The organism is Pantoea sp. JGM49, assembly GCF_018257655.1.
In the GTDB taxonomy this organism is placed as follows: Bacteria; Pseudomonadota; Gammaproteobacteria; order Enterobacterales; family Enterobacteriaceae; genus Pantoea; species Pantoea communis.
This window is the reverse complement of record NZ_JAERJM010000009.1, coordinates 60,169-78,902: the sequence shown is the minus strand read 5'-3', so window position 1 is coordinate 78,902 and position 18,734 is coordinate 60,169. Positions and strand designations below refer to the sequence as shown.

18 protein-coding genes are annotated in these 18,734 nt (G+C 54.3%); 8 read left to right on the top strand and 10 right to left on the bottom strand.

The window, feature by feature from the left end:
- Positions 1-101 precede the first annotated feature (101 nt).
- Positions 102-1,352 carry a conjugal transfer protein TraF gene (traF, locus tag JK231_RS16345; protein WP_097118941.1) on the bottom strand — a complete coding sequence of 417 codons (1,251 nt, stop codon included), beginning with the start codon at positions 1,350-1,352 and terminating at the stop codon, positions 102-104.
- A gap of 452 nt (positions 1,353-1,804) precedes the next feature.
- Between traF and zur the strand changes: the two genes are divergently transcribed.
- Entirely contained in the window at positions 1,805-2,326 is a 522-nt protein-coding gene (gene zur / locus JK231_RS16340) for a zinc uptake transcriptional repressor Zur (RefSeq protein ID WP_097118940.1), read from the top strand.
- Between the two features lie 65 nt (positions 2,327-2,391).
- Here zur and JK231_RS16335 read toward each other — a convergent pair whose 3' ends face one another.
- The 4 genes from JK231_RS16335 to JK231_RS16320 all read right to left on the bottom strand — a co-directional run bounded on the left by JK231_RS16335 (position 2,392) and on the right by JK231_RS16320 (position 5,305).
- Positions 2,392-2,604 carry a CsbD family protein gene (locus tag JK231_RS16335; protein WP_097118939.1) on the bottom strand — a complete coding sequence of 71 codons (213 nt, stop codon included), beginning with the start codon at positions 2,602-2,604 and terminating at the stop codon, positions 2,392-2,394.
- A 163-nt stretch (positions 2,605-2,767) separates the two neighbouring features.
- On the bottom strand, positions 2,768-4,090 hold the full coding sequence (gene dinF / locus JK231_RS16330; protein WP_211729071.1) for an MATE family efflux transporter DinF: 1,323 nt from the start codon (positions 4,088-4,090) through the stop codon (positions 2,768-2,770).
- A 126-nt stretch (positions 4,091-4,216) separates the two neighbouring features.
- Positions 4,217-4,831: a transcriptional repressor LexA gene (lexA, locus tag JK231_RS16325; RefSeq protein ID WP_034826962.1), complete on the bottom strand. Its 615-nt coding sequence runs from the start codon at positions 4,829-4,831 to the stop codon at positions 4,217-4,219.
- 105 nt (positions 4,832-4,936) lie between these two features.
- Positions 4,937-5,305, bottom strand: a complete 369-nt coding sequence (locus JK231_RS16320; RefSeq protein WP_034826963.1) for a diacylglycerol kinase — start codon at positions 5,303-5,305, stop codon at positions 4,937-4,939.
- Between the two features lie 127 nt (positions 5,306-5,432).
- Here JK231_RS16320 and plsB point away from each other — a divergent pair, with 127 nt between their 5' ends.
- Positions 5,433-7,856 carry a glycerol-3-phosphate 1-O-acyltransferase PlsB gene (gene plsB, locus JK231_RS16315; RefSeq protein ID WP_211729110.1) on the top strand — a complete coding sequence of 808 codons (2,424 nt, stop codon included), beginning with the start codon at positions 5,433-5,435 and terminating at the stop codon, positions 7,854-7,856.
- Positions 7,857-7,919: 63 nt separating this feature from the next.
- On the opposite strand, the gene ubiA is transcribed toward plsB, so the two are convergent.
- From ubiA to JK231_RS16295, 4 genes are all read right to left on the bottom strand, one after another.
- On the bottom strand, positions 7,920-8,786 hold the full coding sequence (ubiA, locus tag JK231_RS16310) for a 4-hydroxybenzoate octaprenyltransferase (protein ID WP_176505791.1): 867 nt from the start codon (positions 8,784-8,786) through the stop codon (positions 7,920-7,922).
- Positions 8,787-8,810: 24 nt separating this feature from the next.
- A complete protein-coding gene (gene ubiC / locus JK231_RS16305; protein ID WP_038643645.1) occupies positions 8,811-9,329 on the bottom strand; it encodes a chorismate lyase in 519 nt (172 codons plus the stop codon).
- Positions 9,330-9,420: 91 nt separating this feature from the next.
- Positions 9,421-9,831, bottom strand: a complete 411-nt coding sequence (psiE, locus tag JK231_RS16300) for a phosphate-starvation-inducible protein PsiE (protein WP_058960065.1) — start codon at positions 9,829-9,831, stop codon at positions 9,421-9,423.
- 70 nt (positions 9,832-9,901) lie between these two features.
- Positions 9,902-10,600: a UTRA domain-containing protein gene (locus tag JK231_RS16295; RefSeq protein ID WP_097118935.1), complete on the bottom strand. Its 699-nt coding sequence runs from the start codon at positions 10,598-10,600 to the stop codon at positions 9,902-9,904.
- Positions 10,601-10,823: 223 nt separating this feature from the next.
- Here JK231_RS16295 and JK231_RS16290 point away from each other — a divergent pair, with 223 nt between their 5' ends.
- From JK231_RS16290 to JK231_RS16265, 6 genes are all read left to right on the top strand, one after another.
- Complete coding sequence (locus tag JK231_RS16290) at positions 10,824-11,885, top strand: ABC transporter substrate-binding protein (RefSeq protein WP_034826973.1); 1,062 nt, start codon at positions 10,824-10,826, stop codon at positions 11,883-11,885.
- Between the two features lie 98 nt (positions 11,886-11,983).
- Positions 11,984-12,793: an alkaline phosphatase family protein gene (locus JK231_RS16285; RefSeq protein ID WP_211729070.1), complete on the top strand. Its 810-nt coding sequence runs from the start codon at positions 11,984-11,986 to the stop codon at positions 12,791-12,793.
- Positions 12,793-13,641: an ABC transporter permease subunit gene (locus JK231_RS16280; protein WP_160868406.1), complete on the top strand. Its 849-nt coding sequence runs from the start codon at positions 12,793-12,795 to the stop codon at positions 13,639-13,641. The genes JK231_RS16285 and JK231_RS16280 overlap by 1 nt, the downstream gene beginning before the upstream one ends.
- A gap of 3 nt (positions 13,642-13,644) precedes the next feature.
- On the top strand, positions 13,645-14,430 hold the full coding sequence (locus JK231_RS16275) for an ABC transporter permease (RefSeq protein WP_097118932.1): 786 nt from the start codon (positions 13,645-13,647) through the stop codon (positions 14,428-14,430).
- Positions 14,431-14,432: 2 nt separating this feature from the next.
- Positions 14,433-15,425 (top strand): ABC transporter ATP-binding protein, encoded by a 993-nt coding sequence (locus JK231_RS16270; protein WP_058960059.1) that lies wholly within the window; start codon positions 14,433-14,435, stop codon positions 15,423-15,425.
- 180 nt (positions 15,426-15,605) lie between these two features.
- Positions 15,606-17,231, top strand: coding sequence for a Na/Pi cotransporter family protein (locus JK231_RS16265; RefSeq protein WP_097118931.1), 1,626 nt, complete (start codon positions 15,606-15,608; stop codon positions 17,229-17,231).
- Between the two features lie 162 nt (positions 17,232-17,393).
- Here the strand turns inward: JK231_RS16265 and gntU are convergent, their stop codons facing one another.
- Positions 17,394-18,734, bottom strand: a complete 1,341-nt coding sequence (gene gntU / locus JK231_RS16260; RefSeq protein WP_211729069.1) for a gluconate transporter — start codon at positions 18,732-18,734, stop codon at positions 17,394-17,396.

Here is an 18,734-nt window from a genome sequence, read left to right as displayed (position 1 = left end):
TCTGCGCCCAGGAATGAAACAGGCCGCCAATGGCGACCTGTTTTTGTGAGCATGTTCACGCCATTTCAGGGTGAATGTTAGCGTGATGTGAAATGACGCAATCAGAAGTTAAATCCGAGCTGCAGCATGCCGCCCCAGGTATTATCGTCACCCACTGAACCAGCAAGATCCAGATGCACCGTGTTGTTAAACGGTGAAACGCCCAGACCTGCGGTAAACACATTGGCATCATTTGATTTCATATCCGCACGATAACCCGCGCGCAGTGCTAACCAATCCAGCACGCGATACTCGGCCCCCACTCCCGCATATTGGCTGCTTTCTTCCGATTTGAAACGCTTGGTTTGCGTCAAATCAACATCGCCTGCCAGGGTGAACGCGCCGTAGTTCCAGGCCAGACCTGACGTGACCAGCGGACGGATTTGATAGGTATCGCGGTAGCCTTCCACTGTTTTGGTGTCGATGTCGCGTGAGATCAGGTTCTGCCCTGTCACACCCAACGTCCAATGCTCACCAAAGTCGGTCGCGATGCCTGCATCAATGTTGAAGCCGGTATCGGAACTGCGGTATTGGCTGTTGTTGATATTACTTTTATCAAAGTTATAAATACTGGCGGTGTAGTTATACAGCCAGGTTTTTTGCAGCTTTGGTGTCACGCCCACAGAAACCGGATGGCCAGCGACATCAAATTCATGTGCCAGTGCCACACCATAGTCCGTGACTAGTGCTGCCAGACCATGACCGCTCGAACTCAGTTTATCCTGATCGCCTGGCACGGGGATCACCGTGCCGTTAGCCACACCGCGCAGATAGGTAATATCGCTGTCCACAACGTTAGCCTGCACACTGGCCGTGCCGTAGGCTTTGGTAATAAAGGCAAAAGGCAGTGTTTCATTCGGTACAGTAACAGCAAAAGCGACACCCGCAGTACCGTGTGCTTTATCACCCTTTAAGTCATCCAGCTGATTAGCCATATCACCAGCCGCAGCCTTTAATTCCGGATAACCTCTTAAATAGTCGGCAAACGTCAGATTGTCGATCACGTTTTTGTAGCGATCAACACTGTCCGTGATGTCATCAACTTTGTTAATTAATTTGTCTTTGTCGGTAACCTGCACACCGGCTGAAGGGAATATGACGCTGACGTTATCTTCAGGTTTGGCTTTGGTCATCAATGCCGGGTTAGCCAGCACCGCTGAACTCCAGGTTGACGAAGCGACGCCGGTGCCACCCATGGCATCGTTACGCGCGTCATACCATGTACCTGCTGCCAGAGCTGAAGAAGAAAGAAATACTGCATTCAAACCAACAAGATAAGCTACTTTTTTGTGCCTGAATAATGTCTTCACCATGAGCCTGCCATCACCTTTGAAATGTCGCTGAATAACTCAGAAACGAAACAGTTTAGTTAGCCGCTATTCTGAACCCTGGCTAACACATCATTGCTGTGAATTAAAAGGAAATAGCACTGCTGTTCACAGAATTGGATACAACCACACCATTCTGTTGTTTAGTTATGCAGAAAAATGAACAAATCCTAAATTGATGCCAGATATTACTTAAGGCCTTTTGAACCTTAGACGCTAACCCGGTGAGTTGCAAAGCAAAAATAGCGTGATAATTACGCTATATGACTGATCTCATAGAGGGTCTGAAATGAGCAGTTTTATCAGCACAACAGGAAGGTTAAGTTAATTTATTGATTAACGAGATTTTTCCTGGTCTTTAACCGGGTAAAAAGCAATCACAGCAGGGTAAAAGTTTGTGTGATAAAATAACATCGCCTGCAACCTGGAGAACACTTATGTCAAACCTCACGCCCGCACAACTGCTTACTCAGGCAGAATCCCTTTGCCTTGACCGCGGCGTGCGCCTGACCACTCAACGCGCTGAAGTGTTGCGTTTAATGGCTGAGCAGAATGGTTCGATCAGTGCTTACGATCTGCTGGATCAACTTCGCATCAGCGAGCCGCAGGCTAAACCTCCGACCATTTACCGCGCGTTGGATTTTCTGCTGGAGCAGGGTTTTATTCATCGTGTCGAATCAAATAACAGTTATGTGGTTTGCCACCATTTCGACGAGCCTGCGCATACTTCGGTGATGCTGGTGTGTGATGGTTGTGCGGCAGTCAGTGAAAAACACGCACAGGGCGTAGAAAAGATTATTTCGGGATTGGCCGATCAAGCCGGTTTCTCATTGCGCCACACGGTTATTGAAGCCCATGGTTTGTGTGAAAACTGCGCAGAAGTCGCAGCGTGCAATCATCACGATAGCTGCGATCACGATCATGAGATTGATACGAAAAAGAGAGTGAGAAAAGGGTGAGTGGCACTTCCTTGTGCCTTGCCGACGGGTGATCGGCGGGGTAGGAGCATCTTCCTTAATTCCGGTTACCAGCGGTAATCTTTATTGTGACTTTCCCAGTCTTTCACTTCGCTTTCGGCCTGGTCTTTCGCGTAGCCGTAGCGTTCCTGAATTTTACCGACAAGCTGCTCGCGCTTACCTTCGATGACCGTCATATCGTCATCCGTCAGCTTGCCCCACTTCTCTTTCATTTTCCCTTTAAACTGCTTCCAGTTACCGCTCGCTTCGTCTTTGTTCATCATAATCCTCCACATCATCCTGAGTGAGATGCGATGATCTCCTGATAAATCAGGTAATCACCCACACAACGCGCTACTCAATTGCGCCGTATGAGATAATTATAGTAGCCAGATAGGATTACGCAAAAAATACAGAATAATCTGTAGTTTACGCTTCGCTTATTCAAACAGTGAACCAGCTATCGTGTCGCCAGTGACGTCGCCACATCCACCAGAGCGTCAAGCCACGCAAGGCAAGAAACACCGTCACCGCCAGCCATAAGCCGTGATTACCGAGCCACGGGAGTGTCAGCAAGGCAAGCCCATAACCCACTGCCGCCATCACCATGCTGTTGCGCATTTCGCGCCCGCGCGTGGCACCGATAAACATACCGTCCAGCAGATAGCACCAGACACCGATCAGCGGAAGAATCACCTGCCAGCCAAGATAGCGATCGGCCATCTCTCGCAGTGGCTCAAGCGAAGTGAGCAACGCCACAATTTCGGGGCCGGTTATTGCATAGATGGCTGCGAACGCCAGGGCAACGATACCAGCCTGACGGCAGGCAGCATGCCAAATCAGTAATAAGCGACTGCGATCTCGCGCCCCCACCGCTTCACCGGAGCAGGCCTCCACGGCATAGGCAAAACCATCCAGCGCATAGGCCGTAAACGTCAGGAACATCAGCAGTACGGCATTCACCGCAACAACATCTGGCCCTAAACGCGCGCCTAGCAAGGTGAGTGACGCGAAACAGATTTGCACCATTAGCGAACGCAGCATGATGTCGCGGTTGAGCCGGAACAGGCGTGCCGCATCACCACGCCAACTCTGTTTTAGCTGATTGAAAGAAATGCCGCGCAACTTAAGCACACGTACCACCATCCATAACCCCACACCCAGCGTGACGTACTCTGCCACCGCCGTTGCCGCCGCCGCACCTGCAACGCCCCAGTGAAGCTTCAGCACAAACAGGAGATCGAGCAGGATATTCACCAGGTTACCGACAATGAGCAGCACCATCGGCGCTCGCGCATATTGCACGCCAAGCAACCAGCCCAAAATCACCAGATTGGCTAAGGTCGCCAGTGCGCTAAGCCAGCGAATGTTGATAAAAATTTGTGCCTGGTGTTGCACTTCCGGGCTGCCGCCCATTAATGAGGCTGCGATCAAACTGAAGGGCGCGCGCAGTAATAAAAACAGCACGCCCGCCACCAGGGCGATCAGCAAAGGTTGCGTCAACGCCCGCGCTAAAGCGGTTTTATCGTTCGCGCCAAACGCCTGCGCAGTCAAACCCGTGGTGCTCATGCGCAGGAACAACAGCAACATAAAGATGAAACTGGTCGCCGTTGCACCTACCGCCACGCCACCGAGGTAAATGGGGCTATCGAGATGGCCAATCACTGCCGTATCGACGACACCGAGCAGCGGAACAGTAATATTGGAGAGAATCATCGGCAGCGCCAGCCGCCACAATGCTTTATCTGAGGAGGAAAACAGCCGCATTCGCCCGTTCCATTGTTGCGCTGGTCAATAGGACCATTAACCGGCAATCAGCCTGAAGAGGAAAATCAATGTATCAGACTGCGGTCAGCACAGCGACCAACCGCAGCGGGGGAATTCAATGAGAGATTAAAGCCATTCGCCGTTACGTACGATGCCCACAGCCAAACCTTCAACGGTCAGAGCCTGCTCACGGGTATCGACCACAATCGGCTGGAATTCGGTGTTTTCTGGCAGCAAATGCACAATTGCACCCTGCTTTTTCCAGCGTTTGACGGTCACTTCATCATCAATGCGCGCCACTACAACCTGACCATTACGGACTTCCTGGGTTTTATGCACAGCAAGCAAGTCGCCATCCATAATCCCGATGTCTTTCATCGACATACCACTCACTCGCAGCAGAAAATCGGCGGTAGGTTTAAACAGATTGGCATCAACCTGATAGTGCGCTTCGATGTGCTCTTGCGCCAGCAGCGGCTCACCAGCGGCCACGCGCCCGATCAGCGGTAACCCTTCGGAGACTTCTTCTTCCATTAGCAGGCGGATGCCGCGAGATGCACCGGATACAATCTCGATGACGCCTTTACGCGCCAGTGCTTTCAGATGTTCTTCCGCAGCATTGGGCGAGCGAAAACCCAGTTGCGCAGCAATTTCCGCACGCGTTGGCGGCATGCCGGTCTGGTTAATGTGGTCGCGAATCAGATCATAGACCTGTTGCTGCCTGGTGGTTAACGCTTTCATCCCGCCCCCTGGTTGTTTATACAGTCGCTGTGAGTATATACAGGTATTGGCGAAATGAAAACCAAAACAGAGGGAAAAATCAGCGGTTTGAAGATTCTGGAATACCTATCGCAAATGCGACCAGAGCAGTGCGATCCAGACAAACAGAGCCAGTAAGATAGCCAGCAACACCGCCGCTGAGCCCATATCTTTTGCTCGTCCGGCTAAAGGATGGCGCTCTTGCCCAATGCGGTCCACCACCGCTTCAATGGCGCTATTCAGGATTTCAACGATGATCACCAGCACCACGGAGCCAATCATCAGCACACGGGAAATCGCATCAACATCCAGCCAGCAAGCCACCACAATCGCCACCAGTGCAGCAATGGCTTCCTGACGAAATGCGGCTTCATGTTTCCAGGCGGCGCGCAAGCCCTGCCAGGAATAACCGGCTGCATTCACTATTCTTTGAATACCGGTGACGTTATTTGCCATGCTTTGGAACCCTTGATGTGATTTGGCGTCAATATGTGGGCTATCTGAGGTCGTGTAAGCCACAGATCTTCGTTGCACTTTCTGGTATGCTTGCCGCGCTTTGCTAACAAGAGGCTTTAAGTTGTCTATGTCAGGTTGGCGTAAACTTTATTACAAACTATTGAATTTACCACTCTCTTTTTTGGTAAAGAGTAAGGTCATTCCGACCGATCCTGTCTCAGAACACGGGATCGATCCGACTCGTCCAGTGATGTATGTTTTGCCTTATGATTCAAAGGCTGACCTGCTCACTCTTCGGACACAGTGCCTGAAACATGATCTGCCCGATCCGCTGGCTCCGCTGGAGATCGACGGCACGCTACTGCCGCGTCACGTGTTTATTCATGATGGCCCACGCGTATTCCCCTATTTCGTTGCCAATCCTGAATCCGTGAAGCTATTCCACGACTACCTCGATTTGCACCGCAGTAACCCGGATCTCGACGTTCAGATGTTACCGGTTGCGGTGATGTTTGGTCGTGCGCCGGGACGCGAAATCCAGGGAGAAGATACGCCACATCTGCGCATCCTTAATGGTGTAGAGAAATTCTTCGCCATTTTGTGGCACGGACGTGACAGCTTTGTGCGCTTCTCGCCGACCGTTTCCCTGCGCCAGATGGCGACGGAGCACGGTACGGATAAGTCGATTGCCCAGAAGCTGGCACGCGTGGCTCGCATTCACTTCGCGCGTCAGCGCCTGGCTGCTGTAGGCCCACGTCTGCCTGCGCGTCAGGATCTGTTCAATAAGCTGCTGCAATCCAAAGCGATTGAAAAAGCGGTTGAAGATGAAGCGCGTAGCAAAAAAATCTCGCACGAGAAAGCCCAGCAGAATGCTGTTGAGATGATGGAAGAGGTCGCAGCGAACTTCTCGTATGAGGCCATTCGCGTCACAGACCGCGTGATGGGCTGGCTGTGGAGCCGCCTTTATCAGGGCATCAACGTCAACGGTGGCGAGCGAGTCCGTCAGCTGGCGCAAGATGGCCATGAGATTGTGTATGTGCCCTGCCATCGCAGCCACATGGACTATCTACTGCTCTCTTACGTGCTCTACCATCAGGGGCTGGTGCCGCCACACATCGCGGCCGGTATCAACCTGAACTTCTGGCCAGCAGGTCCGATTTTCCGTCGTCTGGGTGCTTTCTTTATTCGCCGTACCTTCAAGGGCAACAAACTCTATTCCACGGTGTTCCGTGAATATCTGGGCGAGTTGTTCAGCCGCGGATATTCAGTCGAGTATTTCGTTGAAGGCGGGCGCTCGCGCACGGGCCGACTGCTGGATCCTAAAACCGGCACGCTGTCGATGACCTTGCAAGCCATGTTGCGCGGCGGTAGCCGTCCGATTACGTTTGTTCCGATCTACATCGGCTATGAACACGTCATGGAAGTGGGTACTTACGCCAAAGAGTTACGTGGCGCGGCCAAAGAGAAAGAGAGTTTCCTGCAGATGGTGCGCGGGTTACGTAAACTGCGCAATCTTGGCCAGGGCTACGTTAACTTCGGCGAACCCCTACCGTTGATGAACTATCTGAACAAAAACGTGCCGGAATGGCGTGATGCGATCGATCCGATTGAACCACAACGCCCGGCATGGATGACGCCGACCGTAAATGATATTGCGGCACGTCTGATGGTGCGTATTAACGAAGCCGGTGCCGCCAATGCCATGAACCTGTGCGTCACTGCACTGCTGGCTTCACGTCAGCGCTCCCTGACGCGTGAACAGTTGATTGAGCAACTGGAATGCTACACCCAGCTGCTGCGTAACGTGCCTTATTCGCCGGAAGCGACCGTGCCGGAGATGAGTGCTGAAGCGCTGCTTGATCACGCCATGGGCATGAACAAGTTTGAGACGGAACAAGACAGTATCGGCGATATCATCATTCTGCCGCGCGAGCAGGCCGTCCTGATGACCTACTACCGCAACAACATCCACCACATGCTGGTCATGCCATCGCTGATTGCCGCTATTGTGCAGCAGCATCGTGAGATCAGTGAGGCGGAGCTGCTGCGTCAGGTGAGTCTGGTTTACCCGATGCTGAAGAGTGAGCTGTTCCTGCGCTGGGATAACGCAGAGCTGCCAGGCGTGCTGAATGCCCTCTGTGCTGAGATGGCGCGACAAGGCCTGATTACCGAGCATGATGGGCAGTTACGCATGAATCCGGCCCGCCATCGTTCATTGCAACTGCTGGCTGCCGGTATCCGTGAAACGCTGCAGCGTTTTGCCATCACCTTCGCCATTCTGAGTGCCAAGCCGACGATTAACCGCGGCACGCTGGAGAAAGAGAGCCGCACGCTGGCGCAGCGTTTGTCAGTGTTGCATGGCATTAACGCGCCAGAGTTCTTCGACAAAGCGGTGTTTACCGCGCTGGTGCTGTCACTGCGTGATGAAGGCTACATCAGTGATTCAGGCGATGCCGATGCGGAACGCACCCACATTATGTGGCAGATGCTGGCAGAGCTGGTGACCAGTGATGTCCGTCTGACCATTGAAAGTGCTGTAGCCCACGAATAACGTCGGGCACAAAAAACAGAAAGGCGACCCTCAACGGGTCGCCTTTTTTATGGCAGCAACCCCTTAAAACAGGTCAATAAACGGCTGAGTATTGAGAAGTACGCCGATAAACAGCACCAGACCAACGTAGTTATTATTCAGAAAGGCCTGAAAGCAAGGATCGCGTTCACGTTGAGCAATCAGCTTTTGTTGATACACAAAGAAGCCGCCCGCCACCAGCAATGACCAGTAAAACGCCCCGTTCAGATGCAACATCAATCCGACTAGCGCCATTAGCCCCAACGTGGCCAACTGCAATAAGCCGATGATCAATTTATCGAAACGTCCGAACAGAATCGCTGTGGATTTCACGCCAATCTTTAGGTCGTCATCACGATCAACCATCGCATATTGCGTGTCGTAAGCCACCGTCCAGCAGATATTCGCGAAGAACACCAGCCAGCAAACAATAGGTAAGGACTCACTAACCGCCGCCCAACCCATTGGAATCGCCCAGCCGAATGCCGCTCCCAATACCACCTGGGGTAAATGGGTGTAGCGCTTCATAAACGGATAGACCCACGCCAGTGCCAGGCCACCAAATGACAGCAAAATCGTCATACGGTTCATGGTCAGCACTAGCGCAAATGCCAGCAACCCGAGCACGACAAACAGGATTTTGGCCTCTTTCTCCGTCACCGCGCCGCTCGCCAGCGGACGCGATGCGGTCCGTTTGACATGACCATCCACCTTACGGTCCGCATAATCATTGATCACGCAACCCGCGGCACGCATCACAATGACGCCGAGCACAAATACCACCAGCACAGACAAAGGCGGCACCGCCATGCCTGATAACCACAGTGCCCACATGGTGGGCCACAGCAGCAACAGCGTGCCAATCGGTTTATCGATGCGCATCAGGCGCCGATAAGCCTGCCATTTGGTCATGGTTAAGGTTTTTTCCACAATCCTTTATCCTTGATTCAGCGCGCGGTACAACGGCGACGCTGGTAAAAACAGTTCAGTTAGCAGCAGCGGTTTGCCTGATAAACGCAGGCGCGAGCGACGTCCCCACAGATCGTCCACCTGACCGGGATCGATAAAATCGCGGCTCAGCGTCGAGGAGGCGAAAAGATAGCGCCCCAGCGGACGGGTGCCAAGATTTTGCAGCATCTGCTCCGGGCCGTTCAACGTGCTTTCTGGCACCACGGTTCGCCCAATCAACCAGGGTTCGCCATCGCCGCACAGCACGATTTCACGTAACCAAAAGCGCTCATCGGCGGGCAGGAATTCCGCTTCTGGCGCCATCTCGTCAGCGGTAATAAAGCTTTCGCGGATCAGTTCCACCGTCACCTGCTGGCAATGCTGCTCGAAGCGACGCGTCATGGAGTCTTCCTCCAGTAACCAGTCGAGCAGAGGGGGGGAAAGCAAGGGGGAAGTGGCTGGCAGCCAATGCAGTGCAAGTAACTGGCGCAGCGCGTGATGCGACATCAGGACATCTCCGGAGAAAAAGTTGCCCTAGTTTAACGCAGAGAATCAGGCGTGGCACTGCTGGTTGTGCCACGCCAGACAGAAGGGGGGATTATTCGCGCTTTAAGCGATTGCTATTGGCTAACCACAGCGTGACCACCAGAATCAAAATCGCCGCTGAATAATAAAGCGTGTCGAACGGGTTTTTATGGTCAACGATAATCAGACGAATGATTGCGGTGATGCCGATATAGATGAAATAACGCAGCGGGAAGTGATAGCCGGACTGGAAGTACTTCACTATCAGCGCGATAAATTCGAAATAGAGAAAATAGATCACGATGCCTTCGATCAGCAGGTAAGAAGACGCCTGCTCACCAGTGCTAAACAGCACATTAGCTAAATGAATCGTCTCTTTGCCAAGAAACACCACCAGGATGATGGCCAACGTCACCAGGCCAATATTCAGAACCCACTGTAATACCGAAGCAATAAGCTGCCCCGGTGCTGATTTTGTTGTCATTTTTATGCGCCTCAAAGTACGGAAACTCTCTGGCGTTATCATGCTGTAGTGTGATCAAAATCACAATATGCTACACATCAACATCCACACAGAGTGCGTCATAGCGCCAGTACTCGCAGTCACAGTCGATGACCCGTTTGTGCTGATCGCGGTTAATGCGTGTAATGAGTAATCCGGGAGTTCCGCTGGCGACATTGAGTGCCGGTGCCGCGCGCGCAGGAAGCGGGCCGGGCAGAATGGTAAAGCGAGCGCCGCCGTAGCGAATGCCATAGCGCTGATCGTAGAGATCGGTAAGTGAGCGGGTGAGGTCTTCCTCTAGCAGGCCGGGAAAAAAGGCCGGATTGAGGTAATGCTCCACGTACAACACCGCGCGCCCATCAATACGTCGCAGGCGTCGAATGCGAAACACGCTATCCCCTTCCAGTAACTGCAAATGTCGTGCAATCACCAGCTGTGCCGGGACTTCCCGCGCCTCAATTACTTCAGTGAGAGCGATGCGCCCTTGCTCGGCGGCCATGGCATGAAAGTGGCTGTGATGGGCCGGGTTATATACCAGCCTGGGTGGGGCGAGAAACCAACCTCGACGCAGCTCACGGTAAATGACGCCTTGCGCTTCCAGCAAGCCCAGCGCCTCACGCAGGGTAATACGCGTGGTGGAATAATGTTCACTTAAACTGCGTTCTGCCGGCAAACGTCCGCTGGCAAATTCACCGTTTTCAATGCGTTCGCTCAGCGCCGCAGCAATCACATCCACCGTTTTCGACGACATTTTTTAGCCTCATTTTGGGGCAATTCTGCACTATGACAGTTCGATGACTACAATATGACAGGCATATCCCACGCTTTCGCGCGCTGTATCCGCATGTGGAGCTACGCGTCACACCACATTTCACCACCATGGTCATAAAACCTTCATCTGATCGGGCTACATTGGCTCGGTTCTTGCTGGACTAGACCAAGACGTCCCACAACTTACACCCGGAGCAACCGAGATGAAAGCGTTTATCTCCTCTGTAGTAGCCAGTGCCGTACTGCTTGCGCTGCCCGCCGCGCACGCCGCCGATAACGACCTTGCCGCGCTGGAAAAAGCCGCGCGTGCTGAGGGCCAGGTCAACAGCGTCGGTATGCCAGACAGCTGGGCGAACTGGAAAGACACATGGAATGACATCAACAGCAAATATGGCCTGAAGCACAGCGATACCGATATGTCATCGGCGCAGGAGCTGGCTAAATTTGATGCAGAGAAAGAGAACGCCAGCGCCGATATCGGTGATGTGGGCGCCGCGTTCGGTCCGGTTGCTGTGACCAAAGGTCTGGCACAACCGTACAAACCAACGCATTGGGATCAGATTCCAAGCTGGGCGAAAGACAGCGAAGGCAACTGGATGCTGGCGTATACCGGCACCATCGCCTTCCTGATCGACAAGCAGCAGGTTAAAGATGCACCGCACAGCTGGGCCGATCTGAAGAAAGGTAAGTATGTGGTCACTATCGGTGACGTCGGTGTGGCTGCTCAGGCGGCTAACGGCGTACTGGCGGCCAACTACGCGATGGGCGGTGATGAGAAGAACCTGAAGCCAGCCCTGAAATTCTTTGGCGAACTGGCTAAAGAAGGCCGTCTGGGCGTGACCGATCCGGTGATTGCCAACATTGAGAAAGGTGAAATTCAGGTTGCCGTGGTATGGGACTTCAACGGTCTGAATTATCGCGATCAGATCGACAAAAACCGCTATGAAGTGGTGATCCCGTCTGATGGCTCCGTGATTTCCGGTTACAGCACCATCATCAACAAATACGCCAAACACCCGAACGCCGCCAAACTGGCGCGTGAATACATCTTCTCTGATGCCGGTCAGATCAACCTGGCGAAAGGTTATGCACGTCCAATCCGCGCTGAGCATTTAACTCTGCCAGCCGATGTGCAAGCCAAACTGCTGCCGCAGTCTGAGTACAAAAATGCCCGCCCGATCAAAGATCAGGCTGCATGGGATAAGAGCTCGAAAATGCTGCCGCGTCTGTGGCAAGAGAACGTGATTATCAATATGAAGCAGTAATTTGCACACACCCTGGCGGCGCGATGTCGCGCATCGATACGCAATACGTTGCGCCGCTAAGCGCAGTGCCCGCAATTTGAATGATGTAAGGAACGGGAATGAAGACAATCCTGGTGGTACTGGATGGCCTGAGCAATCAGGTGGCACAGCATGCGATGGGCTATCTGTTTGCTGAATGCAAACAGGGCAACGGCCAATACTACACGCTGACCTGCGAACTGCCTTCGCTGTCACGTCCGCTGTATGAATGCATTCTGACTGGGATTCCGCCAGTGCAGAGCGGCATTATTCATAACGGCGTCAATCGATTGAGCAATCAGCGCAGCATCTTCCATTACGCCCGCACCGCCGGTTTAACCACGGCCGCTGCCGCCTATCACTGGGTGAGTGAGCTGTATAACCAATCCCCGTTCAACAATGCGCGTGATCGCCACACCGTCGCCCCCGATTTGCCGATTCAATACGGCCACTTTTACTGGGACGACAGTTATCCGGATTCCCACTTGTTTGAAGATGCCGAGAGCCTGCGTCTGAACCACGATCCGGACTTTTTACTGATTCACCCCATGAATATCGACGATGCCGGGCACAAGCATAGCCTGTCATCGCCACAATATCGCAACCGCGCACGTATGGCCGATGGCTATCTGTCGCAGTGGATGCCCGGCTGGCTTGCTGCGGGCTATCAGGTGATCGTCACCGCCGACCACGGCATGAACGATGACCGCTCGCACGGCGGCATTTTGCCGGAAGAGACGCAGGTGCCGCTGTTTGTGTTTGGTGCGGGCTTCTCCCGTCAGCCCGATCTCGAACCGCAGCAAACTGAACTGTGTGGCATCGTTTGCACGCTGCTGGGCATTGAGCACGATAAACCGGTGTGCCACGGTTTGCTGGCGGAGCCGCGTTAATGAAGGGCAAAACCCTCGCCACGCTATTGCTGCTGCCGTTCGCCTTCTTTTGGGTTGCCTTCCAGCTCGCGCCGCTGCTGTGGATCGCCATCAACAGCTTCTGGAGCGACATGAACGAGCGTTGGGGTATCGATAACTACACCGATATCCTCACTTCACCGTTTTACCTGCAGGCGTTTCGCCTGTCGCTGGATATCTCCATCTGGTCGAGCATTTACGGCCTGCTGATCTCGTTGATTGCCGGCTATTCGCTGCATCAGCCAGGCAGCGGCCGCTTTCAGCGCTTCCTGATGTCGTTTACCAACATGACCAGCAACTTTGCGGGTGTGCCGCTGGCGTTCGCCTTTGTGATTCTGCTGGGCATGAACGGCTGTCTGACGTTGCTGCTGCGCCACTTCGGCATGCTAGAAGGGTTCAAGCTGTTCTCGCGTGACGGCATGGTGCTGGTTTACACCTGGTTCCAGATCCCGCTCGGCATTCTGCTGCTCTATCCGGCGTTTGATGGCTTACGCAAAGATTGGGAAGAGTCGGCCGCGCTGCTCGGTGCCAGCCGCTGGCGCTACTGGTGGCATATTGGTTTGCCCATCCTGTTCCCGGCGCTGTTAGGGACTTTTGTCATCCTGCTGGCCAATGCGCTGGGTGCTTACGCCACCATTTATGCGCTGACCACCGGTAACTTTAACGTGGTGCCAGTACGTATTGCCGCGCTGGTGTCGGGTGATATCTCGCTCGATCCGAATACCGGCGGAGCGCTGGCCATGTTGCTGGTGTTCATTATGGCGCTGATTACCGTGGTGCAGCAGTATCTGGTGCGCCGCAGTTATCTCAACGCGAAATCACAGGAGTAGAACGTGTCTCGCGCGGAAAAAATTTATCATCGCCTGATTATCTGGCTGCTGCTGATCATCCTCGCCGCCCCGCTGCTGGCGACGTTGCTGTATGGCATCTCGACTGACTGGAGCGACACCATTCTGCCGCAGGGCTTTACCCTGAAGTGGTTGATTGAGCTGTGGAGCGATCCGCGTTTCCTGACCGCATTGGGCCACTCCTTGCTGATTTGCTTTGGCGCGCTGCTGTTCTCATTAATGCTGGTGCTGCCTGCGATGTTTGTAATCGCTTACTATTATCCGAAGCTGGATGCGGTGATGAACGTGCTGATTCTGATGCCGTTTGCCGTGCCGCCGGTGGTGTCATCCGTTGGCCTGCTGCAGCTTTATTCCTCGTCACCGCTGATGATCACCGGCACGCCGTGGATTCTGGTCGGCTGTTACTTCACCATCGCGCTGCCGTTTATTTACCGTGCTATTGCCAACAATATGCAGGCGATCAATCTGAAAGAGCTGATTGATGCGTCTCATCTGCTGGGTGCCAGCACCTGGCAGGCGGCACTGTTTGTGGTACTGCCGAATCTGCGTAAAGGCGTGTTCATCGCGGTGCTGCTCTCCTTCTCATTCCTGATAGGTGAGTTTGTGTTCGCTAACCTGTTAGTCGGTACCCGCTATGAAACCTTGCAGGTGTATCTCTACAATATGCGTAACGGCAGCGGCCACTTTACCAGTGCGCTGGTGATCTCTTATTTTGCTGTCGTCCTGCTGGTCACCTGGCTGGCGAATGCCCTCAATCCTGAACGAGGCTGACCATGAGTTATCTGAACGTCACCCAGCTGAACAAAAGCTACGGCCCCACCAGCATCTTTGAAAATATCGATTTCAGCGCCGATGAAGGTGAGTTTGTTACCCTGCTCGGCCCGAGCGGCTGCGGCAAATCAACGCTGCTGCGCTGCATCGCCGGTTTGACCGATGTCGATAGCGGCAAAATTCTGCTACAGGGTCAGGATATCGTGCCGCTGCCACCGCAGAAACGTACCATTGGCATGGTGTTCCAGAGCTACGCGCTGTTCCCCAACATGACGGTGGAGAAGAACGTGGCGTTTGGCCTGAAAATGCAGAAACTGCCAGGCGGCGATATTCAGAAACGGGTGATGGAAGCGCTGGCACTGGTCGAGCTGACCGATTTCGCCCGCCGTTATCCGCACCAGCTTTCTGGCGGACAATGCCAGCGTGTTGCCTTAGCGCGCTCGCTGGTGACGCGCCCTCGTTTGCTGTTGCTGGATGAGCCGCTCTCCGCACTGGACGCGCGCATCCGCCGCCATCTGCGCGAACAGATCCGCAATATCCAGCAAGAGTTGAAGCTCACCACGATATTCGTGACCCACGATCAGGAAGAGGCGCTGACGCTGTCTGACCGTATCGTGCTGATGAATCGTGGCAAAATCGTACAGAACGGTAACGCCGAAGCCCTCTACACGCAGCCAGCCGATCTGTTTGCCGCCGGGTTTATCGGCAACTACAACCTGCTAAGTGCGGAACAGGCAACGCAGCTCACCGGCCAGACATTCACGGGTCAGGTAGCGATTCGACCTGAGTCAATCCGCTTGAGTGCACCGCAGGATGGCATTCCGGCCACTATTCTCAGTCACAGCCTGCTAGGTAACGTGATCCGTTATCGTGTACTGGCGCATGGGGTTGAATTGTCAGTGGATGTGCTGAATCGCAGCGTGGCGGATTTGCACCCTGCTGGCATGCAAATTGGTCTACAGTTAGAGATGTCGACGTTGCGCCAGGTTGCTTAAATTTAACGAGAAATTGGCAACGCAACGCGGCAGTATTCAGCGTTAATGCAGCCTGTTAATCGTTGTCGCGGCGGCCTTTAGGCTGCCCATGGCCGCACTTCGGTGCGCCCGACACCTCGGTACTCACCCACAGGCTTGCAGTTGGTGCAATGTAAGTCTGAGGATAAGGAACCGCCCGACGTGTTGACCCTGCTCAATCTCTTATCTGCTGTGGCCCTGCTGGTGTGGGGCACGCACATTGTGCGCACTGGCATCATGCGCGTGTACGGTGCCGATTTGCGCCGGGTGCTCAGCCGCAGCGTGGAAAAGAAGCCAATGGCGTTTCTCGCCGGGATTGGCGTCACCGCGCTGGTGCAGAGCAGCAATGCCACCACCCTGCTCGTCACCTCGTTTGTCGCACAGAATCTGGTGAGTCTGACGCCTGCGCTGGTGGTGGTGCTCGGTGCCGATGTCGGTACCGCCATCATGGCGCGTATCCTGACCTTCGATCTCTCCTGGCTATCGCCGCTCTTCATCTTCTTTGGTGTGGTGTTCTTCCTCAGCCGTAAGCAGACGCGGGCCGGACAAATGGGTCGAGCTGCCATTGGCCTTGGCTTAATTCTGTTAGCGCTACAGTTGATCGTGGCCGCTGCTAAACCCATTACCCAGGCGGCGGGCTTGCAGGTGCTGTTCTCCACGCTAACCGGAGATGTCATGCTGGATGCACTGATTGGCGCGGTATTCGCCATCATCAGTTATTCCAGCCTCGCGGCGGTGCTGATCACCGCTACACTGACGGCAGCGGATGTGATTTCATTCAAAGTGGCGCTCTGTCTGGTGATTGGTGCCAACCTCGGTAGTGGTTTGCTGGCAATGATTAACGCCAGTGGCTCAAATGCTGCGGGAAAACGCGTGGCACTGGGCAGCCTGCTGTTCAAGCTCATTGGCAGCCTGGCGATTTTGCCACTGGTGAATTATATCGCTGATATTCTGGACAAGATGCCGGTCGATGACGAAGAACTGGTGATCTTTTTCCATGTATTTTACAACCTGATTCGCTGCCTGATTATGGTGCCATTCGCCGAACCGATGGCGCGCTTGTGCCGTCGTATGATTTCCGACGAGCCGGAAACCGATGCCCATTTACGCCCTAAACATCTCGAGCGCAGCGCGCTGGATACCCCTGCGCTGGCATTGGCCAATGCGGCGCGCGAAACCTTGCGCATCGGTGATGTCGTTGAACATATGATGGAGTCCTTCAATAAAGTGGTGCATGGCGAACTGCGTGAAGAGCGCGCGGTGCGGCGTCTGGATGATGATGTCGATGTGCTGTATACCGCCATCAAACTCTATCTGGCGCGCATGCCGAAAGAGGATTTGGCCGAGGAGGATTCGCGCCGCTGGGCCGAGGTCATCGAGATGGCACTCAACCTTGAGCAGGCGGGCGATATCATTGAACGCATGTGTGCGGACGTGGCGGTGAAATCGCTGAACGCCCGTCGGGCATTTTCCCCCGAAGGGCTGGAAGAGCTGAACACATTGCAGGAGCAGGTACTCAACAATCTGCGCCTCAGTTTGTCGGTGTTTCTGTCGAAAGATATCCCCAGCGCGCGCCGACTACGCCGCTCCAAACACCGTTTTCGCATCCTGATTCGCCGTTTCTCACACGCTCACGTCGAGCGCCTGCATCAGAAAAATGTGCAGAGCATCGAAACCAGCTCCCTGCATCTAGGGTTGCTGGGAGATATGAAGCGTCTGAACTCGCTGTTCTGTGCGGTGGCGTATACGGTGCTGGATCAGCCGGATGATGAGCGGGATGAGGATTAACGAACAGTCTGGTGCGATGATCAACGGCTGCGGGATGCAGCCACATCGTCATACATGCGCGACCAATCGGCTGTGCTATTCGGTCAGGTCGCCATCAATGGCAACCTGCCGTGCGGATAGGTGAATTTTATAGGGTGCGCATTGCGGCGCACCTAAAAATTCTTACGACAGCAGAGTGAACGCGATTATCCCGACAATGGCACCGGTGGTACCAAGAATGGTTTCCATCAGCGTCCAGGTTTTCAGCGTTTCACCTTCCGTTGCACCGGTGAAGCGGCCAAACAGCCAGAAACCGGCATCGTTGACGTGACTAATAATGATGGAGCCACCCCCGATGCAGATCGACAGCGCCGCCAACTGCGCGCCGCTGTAGTGCAGCGGTTCAATCACTGGCATCACCAGGCCCACGGTCGTCAGACAGGCCACGGTCGCCGATCCCTGAATCACACGGATCGCACCGGAAAGGATGAAGCACGCCAGCGCAATCGGCATCCCGGCGCCAGTGAGCGCGTGACCCAATACCGGGCCGACGCCAGAATCCACCAGCACCTGCTTGAACACACCGCCCGCACCGATCACCAGCAGAATAATGCCTGCCGGTTGCAGCGCACTGCCGCACACCTGCATCACCTTCTCTTTGTCCATTCCCTGGCGATAGGCCAGACCGTAAATCGCTACCAGACACGCCAGCAGGATCGCCGTAAACGGATGGCCGATAAACTCCAGCCACTCGTAGAGACGTGAATCCGGTGTGGTGAAGCGCGCCCCGATGGTTTTCAGGCCCACCAGCAGCAGCGGGAACAGGATCAGTGCCAGGCTGAAGCCAAACGACGGCAGCTTTCCCTCTTCCACTTCAGGCTGATGATCTTCCGGCGGCGCACTGAAACTGACATGGCGGGCAATAAAATTGCCAAACAGCGGACCCGCAATCAGCATACCGGGAATCGCTGCACACAGGCCCAGCAGGATCATCCAGCCAAAGTCCGCGTGCATCTGGGAAGCCAGCAGCATCGGGGCCGGCCCCGGCAGCAGAAACGCCGCAGAGGCCGCCACACCAGCAAACAGTGGAATGACCAACTTCACTAAGTTGCCATGGGTACGACGCGCCACGGCAAAGGCGATGCTGATCAGCAAGACCACCGCCACTTCAAAGAACAGCGGCAGCGCGCAGATCAGCCCGGCAATCCCCATCGCGTAGTGCGCCCGGTTTTCACCAAAGGCTTTCAGCATGCGGATAGCGATTTGATCGACTGCGCCGGTTTCATGCAGGATTTTGCCGAACATCGCGCCCAATGCCACCACGATGGCGAGAAATCCGAGCGTCCCGCCCATGCCTTTTTGCATGGTGTCAGCAATTTTATCCAGTGGCATGCCAGAGAACAGACCGGCACAAATTGAGACTAACATCAGGGCGACAAAGGCGTGCATACGCGCTTTCATCACCAAAAACAGCAGCAGCAGGACGGAGCCTGCTGCGGTTAACACCAGCGTTGCGGTACTCAT